The organism is Streptomyces sp. cmx-18-6 (genome assembly GCF_046548915.1).
Taxonomy (GTDB): Bacteria; Actinomycetota; Actinomycetes; order Streptomycetales; family Streptomycetaceae; genus Streptomyces.
In genome coordinates, this window is record NZ_JAEBEP010000004.1 from 38362 (window position 1) to 54861 (window position 16500).

Annotated in this window: 13 protein-coding genes and 1 pseudogene; 4 read left to right on the forward strand and 10 right to left on the reverse strand. The window is 74.0% G+C overall.

Annotated features, from left to right (window positions below; translation table 11 throughout):
* The first annotated feature begins 58 nt into the window (after positions 1-58).
* Positions 59-691, forward strand: a complete 633-nt coding sequence (locus ACLJPL_RS10885) for an ArsR/SmtB family transcription factor (protein ID WP_411080571.1) — start codon at positions 59-61, stop codon at positions 689-691.
* Positions 688-2025, forward strand: a pseudogene (locus tag ACLJPL_RS10890) (MFS transporter); the annotation flags it as partial. The gene ACLJPL_RS10885 and the pseudogene ACLJPL_RS10890, both read left to right, overlap by 4 nt.
* On the opposite strand, the gene ACLJPL_RS10895 reads toward ACLJPL_RS10890, so the two are convergent.
* The 10 genes from ACLJPL_RS10895 to rimP form a co-directional block, all read right to left on the reverse strand.
* Entirely contained in the window at positions 1928-3097 is a 1170-nt protein-coding gene (locus tag ACLJPL_RS10895) for an XdhC family protein (protein WP_411080572.1), read from the reverse strand. The pseudogene ACLJPL_RS10890 and the gene ACLJPL_RS10895 sit on opposite strands and share 98 nt — an antisense overlap.
* A gap of 177 nt (positions 3098-3274) precedes the next feature.
* Positions 3275-4231, reverse strand: a complete 957-nt coding sequence (locus ACLJPL_RS10900) for a bifunctional riboflavin kinase/FAD synthetase (protein WP_411080573.1) — start codon at positions 4229-4231, stop codon at positions 3275-3277.
* A gap of 43 nt (positions 4232-4274) precedes the next feature.
* On the reverse strand, positions 4275-7922 hold the full coding sequence (locus ACLJPL_RS10905; protein WP_411080574.1) for a trypsin-like peptidase domain-containing protein: 3648 nt from the start codon (positions 7920-7922) through the stop codon (positions 4275-4277).
* 204 nt (positions 7923-8126) lie between these two features.
* Positions 8127-9026: a tRNA pseudouridine(55) synthase TruB gene (truB, locus tag ACLJPL_RS10910; protein ID WP_411080575.1), complete on the reverse strand. Its 900-nt coding sequence runs from the start codon at positions 9024-9026 to the stop codon at positions 8127-8129.
* Positions 9023-9499 (reverse strand): 30S ribosome-binding factor RbfA, encoded by a 477-nt coding sequence (gene rbfA, locus ACLJPL_RS10915; protein ID WP_411080576.1) that lies wholly within the window; start codon positions 9497-9499, stop codon positions 9023-9025. The genes truB and rbfA overlap by 4 nt, the downstream gene beginning before the upstream one ends.
* 36 nt (positions 9500-9535) lie before the next feature.
* Positions 9536-9829: a DUF503 domain-containing protein gene (locus tag ACLJPL_RS10920; protein WP_015611818.1), complete on the reverse strand. Its 294-nt coding sequence runs from the start codon at positions 9827-9829 to the stop codon at positions 9536-9538.
* Between the two features lie 198 nt (positions 9830-10027).
* Complete coding sequence (gene infB, locus ACLJPL_RS10925; protein WP_411080577.1) at positions 10028-13162, reverse strand: translation initiation factor IF-2; 3135 nt, start codon at positions 13160-13162, stop codon at positions 10028-10030.
* A gap of 148 nt (positions 13163-13310) precedes the next feature.
* Positions 13311-13589 carry a YlxR family protein gene (locus tag ACLJPL_RS10930; RefSeq protein WP_411080578.1) on the reverse strand — a complete coding sequence of 93 codons (279 nt, stop codon included), beginning with the start codon at positions 13587-13589 and terminating at the stop codon, positions 13311-13313.
* A 113-nt stretch (positions 13590-13702) separates the two neighbouring features.
* Positions 13703-14743 (reverse strand): transcription termination factor NusA, encoded by a 1041-nt coding sequence (nusA, locus tag ACLJPL_RS10935; RefSeq protein WP_411080579.1) that lies wholly within the window; start codon positions 14741-14743, stop codon positions 13703-13705.
* Positions 14744-14745: 2 nt separating this feature from the next.
* Positions 14746-15249, reverse strand: a complete 504-nt coding sequence (rimP, locus tag ACLJPL_RS10940) for a ribosome maturation factor RimP (protein ID WP_411080580.1) — start codon at positions 15247-15249, stop codon at positions 14746-14748.
* Positions 15250-15426: 177 nt separating this feature from the next.
* Between rimP and ACLJPL_RS10945 the strand changes: the two genes are divergently transcribed.
* Positions 15427-15945, forward strand: coding sequence for a hypothetical protein (locus ACLJPL_RS10945; protein WP_411080581.1), 519 nt, complete (start codon positions 15427-15429; stop codon positions 15943-15945).
* Entirely contained in the window at positions 15942-16457 is a 516-nt protein-coding gene (locus tag ACLJPL_RS10950; RefSeq protein WP_411080582.1) for a ferritin-like domain-containing protein, read from the forward strand. The genes ACLJPL_RS10945 and ACLJPL_RS10950 overlap by 4 nt, the downstream gene beginning before the upstream one ends.
* The last annotated feature ends 43 nt before the right edge of the window (positions 16458-16500 follow it).

Genomic DNA, 16500 nt, shown 5'->3' on the forward strand with positions numbered 1-16500 from the left:
AAGAGTTCTTCGCAAACAACCCTTTGCGAAGAACTCTTTGCGGTCTACGGTGTGCCGTATGACAGATACACCGGGGCGGCCGGACGGCCCGCTCGTGGAAGAGGACGCGGTCGTTCTGGATGCCAAGGGGCTGCGTGCCCTGGCGCATCCGGTGCGCGTACAGCTGGTCGGGCTGCTGCGGAAGCACGGCCCGTCGACGGCCACCCGCCTCGCGGAGCGGCTGGGCGTGAACTCCGGTTCGGCCAGCTATCACCTGCGTCAGCTGGGCGCGGCCGGGTTCGTCGAGGAGGACACCGGACGCGGCAACGCGCGGGAGCGGTGGTGGCGTTCGGTGCACCGGACGATCTGGTTCAACGATCCGGAGCTGACCGAGCGGGAGCCCGAGGCGGCCCTCGCCTACCAGCAGTCCGTCGCCGCCATCTACACCCTGCGCACCCAGCAGACGCTGAACGAGCTGCAGACGATGCCCCGCGTCTGGCGGAACGCTTTCGACCTGAGCGACTGGGCCCTGCGGCTGACGCCCGAGGAAACCGCGTCCCTGTACCGGGAGGTGGCCGAGGTGGTGGCGCGCTACCGGCGGGACACCCCCGAGGCGGCGGCGAGCGCCCCCGAGGGCGCCGAGCGGGTCGGGATCATCACCCACATCCTGCCCGAGCCGGCCGCCCCCGCGGCCGAGGCGGAAACACCGTGACGGCCGATGCCCCGGGCGTCGACGGGACACCCGGCGGGCGGATACCCAGCGGGCGGTCCTTACGGCCGCTGAGCGGGGTGCTGGCGGCCATGGCGGTGTCGCTGACCGGCACGCGGATCTCCGTCGTGGCTCTGCCCTGGTTCGTCCTCGTCACGACCGGCAGCGCCGCCCAGACCGGGCTGGTCGCCTTCTGCCAGATGACGCCGTACGTGGTGGTCAAGGCGTTCACCGGACCGCTGGTGGACCGGACCGGCCCGAGGACGGTCTCCTGGACCACCGATCTGGCCAGCGCGACCGCCGCCGCCTCGATTCCCCTGCTGCACGCCCTGGACCTGCTCTCCTTTCCCCTTCTGCTGGTCCTGGTCGCGCTGATCGGGGCGGCCCGGGGCCCCGGCGACCTGGCGAAGGAGGTGATGGTTCCGGAGGCGGCCGAACGGGGCCGGGTGCCGCTGGAGCGGGCCACCGGTCTCTCCGGCGCGATCGAACGGCTCGCCTCCACCGTCGGGCTGGCGGTCGGCGGGTCCCTGGTGGCGCTGCTCGGCCCCCTGACCGCGCTCGCCGTCAACGCGGGGTGCTTCGCCCTCGGTTCGGTGATCATCGGACTCGCGCTGCCTCGTGGAACGGGTCACCCGGCCGGGGAAGCGCCTCCACGGGACGCGGCCCCCGACGGGACGCCGGAACCGGGCTACTGGCAGCGGTTCGGCGAGGGTTTCGCCTTCCTGCGCCGCGATCCGCTGCTGCTCACCGTCATCGTCATGATCGGCATCACCAACCTGCTGGACGCGGCGTTCACGTCGGTGCTCGTGCCCGTCTGGGCCAACGAGACCGGCAGCGGACCGGCCGCGATCGGCCTGATGGGCAGCGTGATGGGGGCGGCGGCGGTCGGCGGGAGCCTGATCGCCGCCGCGGTCGCCCACCGGCTGCGGCGGCGGACGGTGGTCTTCGCCGGGTTCCTGCTGGCCGGAGCCCCCAGGTTCCTGATCCTCTTCCTCGACGCCCCGCTCGGGGCGGTGGTGGCCGTCTTCGCGGTCAGCGGGTTCGGGGCCGGTTTCGTCAACCCCGTGCTGGGGGCCGTCCTCGTCGAGCGGGTGCCGCGCCGGATGCTGGGCCGGGTCAGCGCGCTCGGTGACGCGTTGTCCTGGTCCGGTATCCCGCTCGGCGGGCTGATCGCCGGGGCTGCGGTGACCGCTCTCGGCCTCGGGCCCGTCCTGCTCGTCTGCGGCGGCGCGTACTTCCTCACGACGAATCTGGCCGGTCTGCGGTCGGAGTGGCGGGAGATGGACCGCCCGGGGCCGTCGCGCGGTGGTGGATCGCCCCCGTCAGCTCGCCCAGCGGCCGCCCCGTCCCGCCCCAGCGGTGCTGGATGATCTCGGCGGCGATGGAGACCGCCGTCTCCTCCGGCGTACGGGCTCCGAGGTCGAGGCCCACGGGCGAGGCGAGGCGGGCGAGGTGCGCCGCGTCCACTCCGGCCGTACGGAGCCGGGAGAGGCGGTCGTGGTGGGTGCGGCGGCTGCCCATGACCCCGATGTACGCGGCCGGGGTGCGCAACGCGGCGGCGAGCAGCGGCACATCGAACTTGGGGTCGTGGGTGAGGACGCAGACGACCGTCCGCGCGTCGACCTCCGTCGCCTCCAGGTAGTCGTGCGGCCAGGCGCACACCACCTCGTCGGCGGTGGGGAACCGTTCCCGGGTGGCGAAGGCGGGGCGGGCGTCGCAGACGGTGACCCGGTAGCCGAGGAAGGAGCCGATGCGGGCCGTGGCCGCCGCGTGGTCGATGGCCCCGAAGACCAGCATGCGGGGCGGCGGGGCGTACGTCCGGACGAAGACGGACACCTCCTGCATGCGGCGCTGCCCGTGCGCCCCGTACCACTGGATGCCGGTGAGGCCCTGCTCCAGCAGCCCGCGGGCGTCGTCCGTGACGGCGGCGTCCAGCCCTTCGTCGCCCAGGGTTCCGGCGGCGGGCCCGGCGTCGGAGGGGCGGACGACCAGGCGGGCCCCCGCCTGTGCCTCACCGGACAGGACGGTGGCCTCCGCGACCGGCAGGTCGGCCGCGATCAGGTCCAGCAGAACGCCGAGATCCGCCAGCTCGCCGTCCGACGCGTAGGCGCGCACCAGCACCTCGATCGTCCCGCCGCACGTCAGCCCGACGCCGAACGCCTCGTCGTCGCTGATCCCGTACGACACCACGCGCGGCCCCGCTCCGGCGAGCACCTCGCGGGCGACCTCGTGCACATCGCTCTCGACGCATCCCCCGGAGACGCTGCCGAGCACGGCGCCCGCCTCGTCGACGGCCATCACCGCCCCCGGGTCGCGGGGCGCGCTGCCGTGCACGGCGACGACGGTCGCCAGGGCGAGGGGCGTACCGGCGGCGCAGCGGGCCTGGAGGTCGGGCAGGATGTCGCGCACCCTGCCAGCATCCGCCGTCGCCGGACGGGGCGCACGGTCAGGCGGTACGTCGGTGGGCGCGGGCGTCACAGAGCGGTGAGGGCGTCCGGTGTGCGGCGGGGTCGAGGGCGAGCGGGGAGGAGCCGGCGATGAACGACGGAACCGGGAGCGGCCGAACGGGGGGGGTGGCGCGGTGCGTCAGCGCGTACGGTCGTACGCGGCGATCAGCTCGCTGCACCGCTTCACGTCGCCGGCCATCGCCACCAGGAGGTCGTCGATCGTGTCGAACTTCAGCATGCCGCGTACGTACGCGAGGAACTCGACGGCCACGTGCAGCCCGTACAGGTCCAGGCCGACACGGTCGATCGCGTACGCCTCCACCGTCCGCTCGGTGCCGTCGAACTGGGGGTTCGTGCCGACCGAGATCGCGGCGGGCATCGACTCGCCCGCCACCTCCAGCCAGCCCGCGTACACGCCGTCCGCGGGGATCGCGGTGTGCGGGAGGGTCTCCACGTTGGCCGTGGGGAAGCCCAGCTCGCGGCCGCGCTGTGCGCCGCGCACCACGATGCCCTCGACACGGTGCGGGCGGCCGAGGATCTCGGCGGCTCCGGCGACGTCGCCCTCGGAGACCAGGCGGCGGGTGAGGGTGGAGGAGAACGGCTGACCGTCGCCCGCCGCACCGGTCACGACCAGGTCGATGACCTCGACGGTGTAGTCGTAGGTCGCGCCCAGCTCGGTCAGCAGGGCGACGTTCCCCGCGGCCTTGTGGCCGAAACGGAAGTTGGGGCCCTCGATGACGGCCTTGGCGTGCAGCTTGTCGACGAGGACCTTCACGATGAAGTCGGCGGGCGACAGCTTCGAGAACTCCGCGGTGAACGGCAGGATCAGCACCGCGTCCACGCCCAGCTCCGCCATGAGTTCGGCGCGGCGGTGGTGCGGGGCGAGCAGCGGCGGGTGGCTGCCGGGGCGGACGACCTCGCTGGGGTGCGGGTCGAAGGTCACGACGACGGACGGGACGCCCAGTTCACGGGCGCGTTCGACGGCACGGCCGATGATCAGCTGGTGTCCGCGGTGCACGCCGTCGTAGGAGCCGATGGTGACGACGCTGCGTCCCCAGTCCTGGGGGATGTCCTCCAAGCCACGCCAGCGCTGCACTGTGACCGCTCCTCGCCCGAACCTGTGTACGTGTGTATGTCGATTACGCAGGTCTAAGACTGCCATGCTCACGCCCCGCCGCCTGCATCGGCATCGGCATCGCGGGGCGTGACGTGCCCAACGCCTCCACGGTGCGCCGGGCGCTGGGGCCCACCACCGCCGCCCACTCCTGCGGGGCGTCCGCGAGCCAGCGGATCACGAGGGCGGCGAATCCGGGGACGTCCCGGGCGAGTTCGACGAGGCGTCGGTCGAAGCGGGCGGCGCCCTCCGGGGTGCGGACGAGGAGCATGCCGGTGCGGTGGACGAGCGCGCGCGTACGGACCTCGGGGCGGCTCCCGGCACCGCCCGCCGCGGCCTGGAGGAGGGCGTCCAGCACGTCCGGGTCGCGGCCGGTGAGCTGCTCGAACTCCAGCAGGACCTCCAGCAGCTCGGCCCGCAGCGGCCGGGACGCGGTGCTGCCGGGCCCGGCGAGCACCCGGGCCAGCGCGGCGCGGACCGGCGGCGGGGCGGGGCGATCCCTCAGCAGCCCGGTGACCAGGGGAAGGAGCAGGGCGCGGGCGGCGGGGCCGTGTTCGAGGCGGAGGTCCACGTACTCGGCGGCGTGCGTGCCGTCCTCGGGGTGGGCGTCGATGTACTCCCGTACGAGCCCGGCGACGTGCAGCGCGAGCGCGGGCGTGTCGAGCCCGGCCAGGGCCCGCAGCACCGCTCCCCCGCCGTCGCCGGGGTGGGCCAGGCGGGCGCGGAGGGCGGCGAGGACCGGCTCGGGGTGGGCCGGGAAGACCTCGGCGAGCAGTTCCACGGGAAGCCGGGGGTCGCCGTGGGCGAAGAGGCGCAGGGCCTGCGGGAGGTGGCGGCCCCGGGACTTCGGGTCCCGGACGAGGAGGGTGAGGGCGGCGGCGTGCAGGTCGGCGTCCTCGGGGCGGGCCAGCAGTTCCCGCGCGGCGGACCTGAGCAGGGCCCGGTCGCCCTCGGCGGCGACGCGCTGCTGGAGGAGTCCGCCGTACCGGGCGGCGGCCGCGCGGCGGGCCGGACGGTCCTCGTCGCGGGCCCAGCGCTCGACGGCCCGGCAGAGCGCGGTGGGCTCGTCCTCGGCGAGGGCGGCGAGCAGCTCACCGGCCCGCTGGTGCGGGGTGGCGATCAGCGCGTCGGTCAGGTCGTCGAGGGCGAGGTCCCGGCGGGCGTAGAGGAGGGCCTGCGCGGCGGCGGCGACGGTGGGGCGCAGCGGTACGTCCGGCGCGTCGGGGCCGACCAGCAGCGGGCGTTCGTCGGTGAACCAGCGGCAGAGCAGCGGCTGTACGGCGGGGGCGTCGAGGGCCAGGCGGCGGGCCACGGCGTCGAGGTACCGCTCGTCGCCGTCCGTACGGGGCACCCCGTCCGCCGGCACGAGACGGCGCAGCAGGTCGATCCGGTCCTCCTCGAGCAGCCGCAGCCGCCGCCAGAACCAGGGCCCGAACTCCCCGTACGCCCCCGGGCCCGCCGGTCCCCCGGCGGCGGCCGAGCGTCGGGTGATGCGCCCGGCGAGGACCCGCAGGACGCCCAGATACGGGCGGGCGTCGGGCACCCGGAGCAGGCTGCCGCCGAGGAGGTGGGCCGCCCACCAGGCGGCGTCCTCGTCCCGGGGCCCGTCATCGGGCCACAGCCGGTCCAGGGCCTCGATCAGGTCGGCCATCCGGTGCGCGAGCGCGGAGGTCCCCTGGCGGCGGCCGAGGAGCACCATCGCCTGGATCACCGGCCCGATCCGGTGCCGGGGCACGGGCAGGGGGCGGAGCTCGTCGCTGCGCGGCTCACCGGCGGTGCGCGGCTCATCGAGGGCACGGGGGTGCGGCATGCGCCCGCCCTCGCCGCTCACCCCGCCCGGTGCGCCCCCGGCCCCGCCGCTCACCCCGCCGGGCGCCCGCCCCCGCCCTCCGCTCCCCCGGTGCCAGCGGTGCACCAGGGAGCGCAGCGCCGCGTCCAGGTCCAGGTGCGCGCCCTGCACCCAGTCGCCCAGCTCCTCGTGGGCGAAGCGGTAGCCGGCCCCGGCGGGCACGAGCAGCCCTTCGGTCAGCACGGCCGAGGCCCACCCCGTCCGCCACGGGAAGACCTCCTCGAACGCCTCCCGGTCCAGCTCCCCCTGCCCCGGCCCCAGACAGCGCCGGGCCGCCTCGTGGACCTGGCCCGCCACCCGGGCGGCCAGCCGGCGTACGGCGGTGCCTCGGGGCTGTTCGTCGGCGGCGGCCGCGATCCGCACCGCGACGCGCACGCACATGAGGTCCAGGTGTGCGCCGAAGACGTCCTCGGTGTCGGGGCGGCCCGGCACGTTCGGCGGCAGGGCCTCGCGGACCTCGGCCAGCAGCCGCAGGGTCAGCGGGTGCCGGTCGTGGCCGGCGGCGAGGGCGTGCGGTGGGATGCCGAGACGTTCCTTGGCCTGTTCGGCCTGGTCGGGGGTGAGGCCGGTCAGGCGCAGGGACGGCGGCAGTCCGCGGGCGGGACGGTGGGGGCGGTGCAGGGCGCCCGGCGGGTAGAGGGCGCCGGCGGTCTCCCAGTGCTCGGGGCGGCAGGCCACGACGAGCCGTGCGTCGTGCTCCCGCAGCCAGGTGGCGGTGCCCGCCGTCCACTCCGCGAGCCGGTGGGCCGACAGCGGCGGCATCTCCTCGGGGCCGTCCAGGACGACGAGCAGCGGGCGTCCGGCGTCGGCGGCGAGGCGGGCGATCCGCCGCGCCGTGGCCGTCGCCATGTCGCCGAGCGCCCCGGCCGCGGCGACGATGCGGGCCGAGCGGGTCAGCGTACGGTCGGCGGCCTCCGCGATCGAGGTGTCGTCGGCGAGCAGGTCCGCGCCGCGCAGCCAGAGCGTGGGGGCGGGGGCCTCGCCCTCGGCCCGGCGGGCGGCGAGGGCGGCGAGCTCGGTGGTGCGGCCGGTGCCGGGCGCGCCGACGAGGCCCAGGACCGTGCCCGTACCGGCTTCGAAGGCGGCGAACTCCGCGCTCACGTCGTCGCGCTCGACCGGTGCGGTGCGGGCCCTGGGGCCGTCCGCCGAGCCGACCGAGGTGGCGGTGAGCTGGAGGGCCCCGCCGAGGTTGAGGTCGGGGCCGTAGCCGGGGGCGGCGACGGCGTTGCGCCGGAGCAGGGCGTCGAGGGCGGCGTCGGCTCCGTACGGGATCGGCAGGGCGAGCCCGGCCGCCTCGTACGGGGCGGTGAGGGCGGTGCACAGGAGGCCGAGGACCGCGCCCGTGGCCGGGTCGCTCACCGGTCCCCCGACCGCCGCGCCGCCGGAGCGCAGGGCGTCGCGCCCATCGGTGCCCAGAGCCAGCTCCAGGGCCGCCGGGACGGGGTGGCCGCCGCCCGGGGCGGTGTACGTGGCGGGGGCGGTGCCGAGGACCCGGGCCTCGCGGCGGCCGTGGGCGGCGATCTCCACGTAGCGTCCGGGCTCGATCCGGTCCCGTACGGCGATGGGGAGCGGCTCCACGTCCAGCGCCTCGGGGCCGCCGGTGCGCAGGAGGGCCAGGCCGAGGGCGGGCAGCGCGGTGACGTCGTCGGGGCCGAGGCGGCGGGTGCGGCCGCCGGTCCCGCGAAGCACGAGAGGAGCCGGGGAGGCGACGGCCTGGTGCGCGGTCACGACCGTCCCGCGGTCATCCGCGACGAACCCCGTCCCCCGCGGCCGGCCGGCCTGATCGCAGATCGACACCAGCTTCGACCGGTCCCCACTACCCATGGTCAGACGTTAGGCCGCCGGTGATCTCCGGGAGTAACGCGGACGGCGAAAGCGCCCCCCGCGCCCCCGTTGTTCACTCCGAGCGCCCGTCCGATGGGGTGAATAAGCGTGTCCCAGCGGAGCAGAGATGGTCCCGGGGCGGGGAACGTGGAGCGGGCGCCGGGGGGTGGGCGCCCGCTCCACACACGACGTACGGGAGCGGGGTCAGGCGAAGACGGCGAGGCTCTTGGCCTTGCCCTTCTCCTCTTCCACGAGCACGAGGAACGCCCCGTCCGGCCCGAAGACCGCGACCGGCCCCGGCGGGTGGGCGGGCATGTCCAGCCGCACGCCGTTCAGGAGCAGCTTGGCGCGCCGCTCGTCGACGTCCCAGCGGGGGAAGGCGGAGGCGGCCGCGTCGGCGACCGGCATCACCGTCAGCTCCTCCTGGTGCTGGTCGAGGGTGCGGGCGGCGTCCAGTCCGTACGGGCCGACGCGGGTGCGGCGCAGCGCGGTCAGGTGGCCGCCGACGCCGAGCCCCGCGCCGAGGTCGCGGGCGAGGGCGCGGATGTACGTCCCCGAGGAGCAGACGACGGAGACGACCAGGTCCACGACGGGGGTGCCGTCATCGGCGACGGCCGAGCGGACGTCGTAGACGCGGAAGGAGGAGACGGTCACCGGGCGGGCCGGGATCTCGAACTCCTCGCCGCCGCGCACCCGTGCGTAGGACCGCTTGCCGTCGATCTTGATGGCGCTGACCTTGGACGGCACCTGCATGATCGGGCCGGTCAGGGCGGCCACCCCGGCGTCGATGCCCTCACGGGTCACGCCGGACGCGTCGGTGGACGAGGTGATCTCGCCCTCGGCGTCGTCGGTGACGGTGTCCTGGCCGAGCCGGATCGTGCCCAGGTACTCCTTCTCGGTCAGCGCGAGGTGGCCCAGCAGCTTGGTGGCCCGCTGGACGCCGAGGACGAGGACTCCGGTCGCCATCGGGTCGAGGGTTCCGGCGTGGCCGACGCGGCGGGTGCGGGCGATGCCCCGCATCTTGGCCACGACGTCGTGCGAAGTGAAGCCGGACGGCTTGTCGACGATGACAAGGCCGTCCGGCGTGGTGGTCTGCTCGGTCATGCGGAGGCCGGGCCCTCGTTCTTCTCGGAGGGGGCGTCGCTCTCGTCGTCCTCGTCCTCGGGCTTGCGGTACGGGTCGGCGTCGCCGGCGTACTTCGCGCCCGTGGAGACCTCGCGCACCTCGGCGTCCTTGGCACGCGCCTTGTCGAGGAGGTCCTCGATGGTGCGGGCGTTGTCCGGGAGGGCGTCCGGGACGAACGCGAGGCTCGGCGTGAACCGGACCCCGGTCTGCCGGCCGACCTCGGTGCGGAGGACGCCCTTGGCGCTCTCCAGCGCCGCGGCGGAGGCCGCGCGCTCCTCGTCGTCGCCGTAGACCGTGTAGAAGACCGTGGCCTCCCGCAGGTCGCCGGTGACCCGGGCGTCCGTGATCGTCACGAATCCCAGCCGCGGATCCTTGATTCGCCGGTCCAGGGTCTCCGCGACCACGACCTGGATCCGATCGGCCAGCTTGCGGGCCCGCGCGTTGTCGGTCACCGGTCCGTCACTCTTCCTTCTGGTTTCGCTCGACTGTCAGTCTTCGTCACTGTGCAGCCGCCGTCTCACCGACAGCAGCTCCACCTCGGGGCGGGCGGCGACCAGCCGCTCGCACCGGTCCAGCACGTCCGTCAGATGTCCGGTGTCACCGGATACCACGGCGAGGCCGATCTCGGCCCTGCGGTGGAGATCCTGCCCGCCCGTCTCCGCCGCACTCACCGCGTACTTGCGCTGGAGTTCGGCGACGATCGGACGGACGACGGAGCGTTTCTCCTTCAACGACCGTACGTCGCCGAGGAGCAGATCGAAGGACAGGGTCCCCACATACATGTGTGTCCGGATGTCCCGCCGGTTCGGGTTCGTGCCCCGCCAGAACTTGGCGGGGACATCAGAACCGTACCGGAACGGCCGGGGCCGATCGACGGAAATACGACCCGTCGACCGGCCCCGACCGTGGTGGAAGAGGCCCGGGGGCGAACCCCCGGAACCCTTTCCGCAATCTTCCGGATCCTCGCGGATCCGTGCGGATCAGCCTCGCGGCTTCTCGCGCATCTCGTACGTCGCGATGACGTCGTCGATCTTGATGTCGTTGAAGTTTCCGAGGTTGATACCGCCCTCGAAGCCTTCGCGGATCTCGGTGACGTCGTCCTTGAAGCGGCGCAGACCGGAGATGTTGAGGTTCTCCGCGATGACCTTGCCATCGCGCAGCAGGCGCGCCTTGGTGTTGCGCTTGACCTCGCCGGAGCGGACCAGCACACCGGCGATGTTGCCCAGCTTGGACGAGCGGAAGATCTCGCGGATCTCCGCCGTGCCGAGCTCGACCTCTTCGTACTCCGGCTTGAGCATGCCCTTGAGGGCCGCTTCGATCTCTTCGATCGCCTGGTAGATGACCGAGTAGTACCGGACGTCCACACCCTCGCGCTCGGCCATCTGCTCGGCGCGCCCCGCGGCGCGCACGTTGAAGCCGATCACGATGGCGTCGGAGCCGGTCGCCAGGTTGATGTCCGACTCGGTGACCGCACCCACACCGCGGTGCAGGACCCGGATGTCGACCTCTTCACCGACGTCGAGCTGGAGCAGCGAGGACTCGAGAGCCTCCACCGAACCGGACGCGTCGCCCTTGATGATGAGGTTGAGCTCCTGGACCAGACCGGCCTTGAGCGCCTCGTCCAGGTTCTCCAGGGAGAACCGGACGCCCTTGCGGGCGAAGTTGGCGTTGCGCTCACGGGCGGCGCGCTTCTCGGCGATCTGACGGGCCGTACGGTCCTCGTCGACGACCAGGAAGTTGTCGCCCGCGCCCGGGACGTTGGTGAGACCGAGCACCAGGACGGGGGTCGAGGGACCCGCTTCCTGGACGTTCTGACCGTTGTCGTCGAGCATGGCGCGCACGCGGCCGTAGGCGTCGCCCACGACCATCGTGTCGCCGATGCGCAGCGTTCCGCGCTGGACCAGGACGGTCGAGACGGCACCGCGACCGCGGTCGAGGTGGGACTCGATCGCAATACCCTGCGCGTCCTGCTCCGGGTTGGCCCGCAGGTCCAGCGAGGCGTCGGCGGTGAGGACGACGGCCTCGAGGAGCGCCTCGATGTTGAGGCCCTGCTTGGCGGAGATGTCGACGAACATGGTGTCGCCGCCGTACTCCTCGGCCACCAGACCGAATTCGGTGAGCTGACCGCGCACCTTGGTCGGGTCGGCGCCCTCGACGTCGATCTTGTTGACCGCGACCACGATCGGCACCTCGGCCGCCTTGGCGTGGTTCAACGCCTCGATGGTCTGGGGCATCACACCGTCGTTGGCCGCCACCACGAGGATCGCGATGTCGGTCGACTTCGCACCACGTGCACGCATGGCGGTGAACGCCTCGTGACCCGGGGTGTCGATGAAGGTGATCTTGCGGTCCTCGCCGTTGACCTCGGAGGAGACCTGGTAGGCGCCGATGTGCTGCGTGATGCCGCCGGCCTCGCCCGCGATGACGTTCGTCTTGCGGATCGCGTCCAGCAGTCGGGTCTTACCGTGGTCGACGTGACCCATGACGGTCACGACCGGCGGACGGGAGACCAGGGCCTCTTCGCCGCCCTCGTCCTCGCCGAACTCGATGTCGAAGGACTCGAGCAGCTCGCGGTCCTCCTCCTCGGGGCTGACGATCTCCAGGACGTAGTTCATCTCGTCCGCGAGAAGCCGCAGCGTCTCGTCGGAGACGGACTGCGTCGCCGTGACCATCTCGCCGAGGTTCATCATCACGGCGACGAGCGACGCCGGGTTGGCGTTGATCTTCTCCGCGAAGTCGGTGAGGGAGGCACCGCGCGACAGCCGGACGGCCTGTCCGTTGCCGCGAGGCAGCATGACGCCGCCGACGGACGGGGCCTGCATGGCCTCGTACTCCTGGCGCCTCTGCCGCTTCGACTTGCGACCACGACGCGCCGGACCGCCGGGACGGCCGAACGCACCCTGTGTGCCACCGCGGCCACCGGGACCACCCGGACGACCGCCGAAGCCGGGACGACCGCCGAAGCCGCCGCCGCCACCGGGACGACCCGCACCGCCGCCGCCACCGCCGGGACCGGCAGGACGGCCTGCGAAGCCGCCGCCACCGCCACCGGGACGACCGGCGAAGCCGCCGCCGCCACCGGGACGACCCGCACCGCCGCCGCCACCGGGGCGACCGCCGCCGGCGCCGGGACCACGGCCACCGCCGGGGCCACCGCCGGGACGCGGGCCGGCAGCGGGACGCTGCGGCATCATGCCCGGGTTGGGACGGTTACCGGCGGGACCGCCGCCGGGACGCGGGGACTGCGGGCGGGGCATGCCGCCCGGAGTGGGACGGGCGCCGCCCTGAGCCTGACCACCCTGGGGGCGCGGGGCGCCGCCGGGGCCGCCCTGGGGACGCGGGGCGCCGGGGCGCTCCGAGCCGCCACCGGGGCGCGGGGCACCGCCGGGACGGGGCGCCGAGGGGCGCGCCATGCCGGTGGAACCGCCGGAGGTGAAGGGGTTGTTGCCCGGACGGGGACCGGCCGGACGGGCGCCGCCGGGGCGCGGTGCGCCCTGGCCCGCGGGACGTGCGGGGCGGTCGCCGCCGCGCTCGCCGCCACGGCCGCCGTCACGCTGACCACCGTCACGGGCGCCACCGTCGCGCTGACCGCCGGCCGGAGCCGGACGGGCAGGACGCGGTCCCGGGGCGGCGGCCGCGGGACGCGGGGCCTGGGGCTGCTGGGGGGCGGCCGGCTGGGCCGGAGCCGGAGCCGAGAACTCGGCGGCCGGGACCGGGGTCACCGGGGCCGCCTTCGGCGCGGGCTTCGGGCCCGGACGGGGGCCCGCCGACGGCGCGGAGGGCGCCGCGGGGGTGCTGGTCTCCGGGGCCTCGGCAGCGGCCGGCTTGGCAGCCGGTACGCCGGGCTTCGGGGCAGCGGGACGTGCCGCAGCGGCCGGGGAGGGCGCTGCGGGCTTTGCGGGCGTCGCCTTGCGGGGCGCGCCAGGCTTGGCAGCGGACTTGCCGGCGTTGCCGCCGGGCCCCTGCAGTGCGTCGGTCAACTTGCGTACAACCGGCGCCTCGATCGTCGAGGACGCCGAACGGACGAATTCACCGAGTTCTTGGAGCTTGGCCATGACGACCTTGCTCTCGACGCCGAACTCCTTGGCGAGTTCGTATACCCGGACCTTAGCCACTTCGCTCCTTTTAGGTCCGGGTTACCGCCGGACCGTCGCTACTTCATGGGCGTACTCATCGCGTACTCATCGAGTGCTCATCGCAATCTCGACCTACTTCCAACTCGCGAGGTACCTGACCGCACGGGGTCCCGTGCCGTTCACTTTCTTACGGTGTCGCCCGCTCGACGAACCGCGTGAGTGCCGCGGTGTCGAACGGCCCCTCGGCCTTGAAGGCCCGGGGGAACGCCCGGCGGCGAACCGCCAGGTCGAGACAGACAGAGGTGGGGTGCACATAAGCACCCCGGCCGGGCAGCGTACCGCGTGGATCAGGGGCGCACGCGCCCTCGTCCACCACGATGCGCAGCAGCTCGCTCTTGGCCGCTCGCTCCCGGCATCCCACACAGGTTCGCTCGGGGCAAGCGCGGGCTTGCGTCCGGCCAGACACGTTTAAGTCTACCTCCCCGTACCGACCTCACCCCTTTGGGGCAAAAATCGAACGGATGTTGTCGTGATCTCAGCGGCGTACGGCCCAGATCTATTCCCTGGAACCGCTCCGGGTCAACGCCTTTCCGAGCGCTCCCGGGCCCGCTCGGCCCGCTCGCGGTCGGCGTTCTCGCGCTCCTCGTCCGTCTCGGTGTCGGGCCGGATGTCGATGCGCCAGCCGGTGAGGCGGGCGGCGAGGCGGGCGTTCTGGCCCTCCTTGCCGATGGCCAGCGACAGTTGGTAGTCCGGCACCGTGACGCGGGCGGAGCGGGCGGCGAGGTCCACGACCTCGACCTTGCTCACCCGGGCGGGCGAGAGGGCGTTGGCGACCATCTCGGCCGGGTCGTCCGACCAGTCCACGATGTCGATCTTCTCGCCGTGCAGCTCGGCCATGACATTGCGCACACGGCTGCCCATCGGGCCGATGCAGGCGCCCTTGGGGTTGAGGCCCGAGCGGGTGGAGCGGACCGCGATCTTGGTGCGGTGGCCGGCCTCGCGGGCGATCGCCGAGATCTCGACGGAACCGTCCGCGATCTCCGGGACCTCCAGCGCGAAGAGCTTCTTCACCAGGTTGGGGTGGGTGCGCGAGAGCGTCACGGAGGGACCGCGCACGCCCTTGGCGACCCGTACGACGTACGTGCGAAGGCGCAGGCCGTGGGTGTACTCCTCGCCCGGCACCTGCTCCTGCACCGGGAGGATGGCCTCCAGCTTGCCGATGTCGACCAGGACGTTCTTCGGGTCCTTGCCCTGCTGGACCACGCCGGTGACGACGTCGCCCTCGTGGCCCGCGTACTCCCCGAAGGTCCGGTCGTCCTCGGCGTCGCGCAGCCGCTGCAGGATGACCTGCTTGGCGGTGGTCGCGGCGATCCGGCCGAACCCGGAGGGGGTGTCGTCGAACTCCTTGGGCTCCTGGCCCTCTTCGAGGTCGGCGGGGTCCTCCTTGGCCCACACGGTGACGTGGCCGTTCTCGTCGAGCTTCACGCGCGCCCGGCGGTGGCTGCCGTCGGTGCGGTGGTACGCGATGAGGAGGGCCGACTCGATCGCCCCGACGAGCACGTCGAAGGGGATCTCCTTGTCCTGCGCCAAGCCCTTCAGAAGCTTCACATCGATGTCCACGGCTACGCCTCCTCTTCCTTCTTGTCCTTGCGGTTGAATTCGATCTCCACGCGCGCCTTGGCGATCTCGTCGAAGGCGAGGCGGCGGGACGTGGGCTTGCGGCCCTTGACGCCGGGCACTTCGAGGTCGAGCCCGTCCTCGTCGACGGCGAGGATGCGGGCGACCAGCTCGCCGGAGTCGTCGCCGGCGAGGTGGAAGCGGGCGAGGCGGCCGGTGGCGCGCACGTAGTGGCGGTGCTCGGTCAGGGGGCGGTCCGCGCCGGGCGAGCTGACTTCGAGGACGTACTCGTCGTCGCCCATCGCGTCGGTCTCGTCCAGCTTCTCGGAGATCGCGCGGCTCAGCTCCGCGCAGGTGTCCAGCTCCACGCCCTCGTCCGAGTCCACGATGATCCGCAGCACTCTGCGGCGGCCTGCCCGGGACACCTCGATCTCCTCGAGGTCCAGCTGCTGGGCGCTGACGAGCGGTTCCAGCAGCCCGCGCAGCCTCTCGCTCTGGGTGGTGCTCATCCGGGTGACTCCTCGGCCGCGTGTGCTGTTGTGGGGGATCGTCGTGCGTCAGGACAAAGGGTATCCGGTCCCCAGGGGTGTTGCCGTCCGCCTGCCCTGTCACCGCGGGTACGCTCGCCTGCGGTGATCACTTCAGGACAGATCCTGTCAGGATCGGTCCCGGCCCGAAGGAGAAACGTGCGGCGCACGGGGACGACCCGCAGGGGGGCGCTCACCGCTACGGGGGCTCTCGCACTGGGTGCGGTGCTGACCGGCTGCGGGGACGACGACAAGGGCACGGGCCGGACCGGGTCCGCACCCGCCGGGGCCGAAGCGGTCCGGGCCGAGAGAGCGCTGCGTACGACGGCGGCGCGCACCGCCGCCCTGACGCTCGCCCACTACGACCTGGCCGCCGAGACCCACCCGGCCCTCGCCACGGGCCTGGCTCCCCTGCGGGCGGCCGTACGGGAGCACACCAGGGCGCTGTCGCCGGGCGGCGCGAAGGCGGCGGCCCCGCCCGCCCCCGGTCCCGTGCCGGTCGACGCGAAGGCCGCGGTGAAGGAGCTGGCCGCCGCCGAACGTCGCAGGGCCGACGCCCACGCCGACGCCCTGCTGACCGCTGAACCGGAGCTCGCCCGGCTGCTGGCGTCGGTGGCGGCGGCCGCGGCGGCGCACGCGTACCTGCTGACCGAACTGGCCAAGGAGACCTCGTCATGACCGCCGGGAGAACCCCCACCGAGGACGAGGCCCCCTCCCCCGTCCTCACCGCCGCGCAGTCCGCCCTGGCCGCCGAACACGCGGCGGTCTACGGCTACGGAGTGCTTGGTGGCCGGGTCGGGGCGAAGCGGCGCACCGAGGCGAGCGCGGCGTACGACGCCCATCGCGCCCGCCGGGACGCCCTGGCGCGCACCGTGCGCGACCTGGGCGGTGCGCCGGTCGCCGCGGACGCCGCGTACGCTCTGCCGTTCGCGGTCGGCGACGCCGCGGCGGCCGTCCGGCTCGCCGCCGTCCTGGAGGACCGGGTGGCGGGCGTCTACTCCGATCTCGTACGGGCTGCCGAAGGCCCCGCGCGCGCAGACGCCGCGGGCGCGCTGCGGGAGGCCGCCGTGCGGGCGGCCCGCTGGCGGGGCGGCAACGTAGCCTTTCCCGGGCTCGCCGAGCGGGCCGGGGCCGCCGATCCGGCCGCGACGAGCCCGGTGGAGGCCGTGGGCGCCGACGGCGCTCCCTGAGGAGGGAGCGGCGACGGCACGGCTCCACCGGGGGGGGGACGGC